Genomic DNA, 840 nt, shown 5'->3' on the forward strand with positions numbered 1-840 from the left:
CCAACGTGCTCAACGAGCAGTTCGCCGTGACCGTGGTCGATGACAACGGCACCACCGCCAATGCGACGCTGGACGTGAACATCGTCGACGACCTGCCAAAAGGCGTGGACGACAGCAACGCCGGCACCGCGTCGGAAACCAATCTCACGCTGAGTGGCAACGTCCTGACCAACGACGTGCAAGGCGCTGACCGCGTGCCTGTCGGCGAAAACGCCGGCCCGATCACCGCCGGCACTTTCACCGGTACTTACGGCACGTTGGTGCTGAACGCCAACGGCACTTACACCTACACGCTGAATACCAGTGATGCGGACTTCAAAAACCTGCACGGCGGCGGCAACGGCACTGAAACCTTCACCTACACCATCACCGATGCCGACGGCGACACCAGCACCGCCAACCTGGTGCTGCAAATCCACAACAACGACGATCCAGTGATCATCAACGGCCTCGACGTGAATGGTGGTGAACTCACCGTCTACGAGAAAAATCTCGGCGACGGCAGCAGCCCCGATGCGCCAGCCCTGACCCAAAGCGGCACCTTCACCATCACCGCACTGGACGGCGTCACTACGCTGACCATCGGCGGCATTGCCGTGGTCACCAACGGCGTGGCAGCAGGCTTCCCGCAATCAACCGTCACCCCGTTGGGCAGCACGCTAACCATCACCGGTTTCAACGCTGCAACCGGCGTTGTCAGCTACAGCTACACCCTGGTCGACAACGAAGCGCACCCGAATGCCAACGGCGCCAACGTGCTCAACGAGCAGTTCGCCGTGACCGTGGTCGATGACAACGGCACCACCGCCAATGCGACGCTGGACGTGAACATCGTCGACG

At 61.5% G+C, this 840-nt stretch carries 1 protein-coding gene; it reads left to right on the top strand.

Annotated features, from left to right (window positions below; all coding sequences use genetic code 11):
* Positions 1-840 (top strand): Ig-like domain-containing protein (locus EIY71_RS28475; protein WP_218568804.1); only part of this gene is annotated, 840 nt, incomplete at both ends.

Source organism: Pseudomonas sp. CH235, from assembly GCF_004368175.1.
Lineage (GTDB): Bacteria > Pseudomonadota > Gammaproteobacteria > Pseudomonadales > Pseudomonadaceae > Aquipseudomonas > Aquipseudomonas paraglycinae.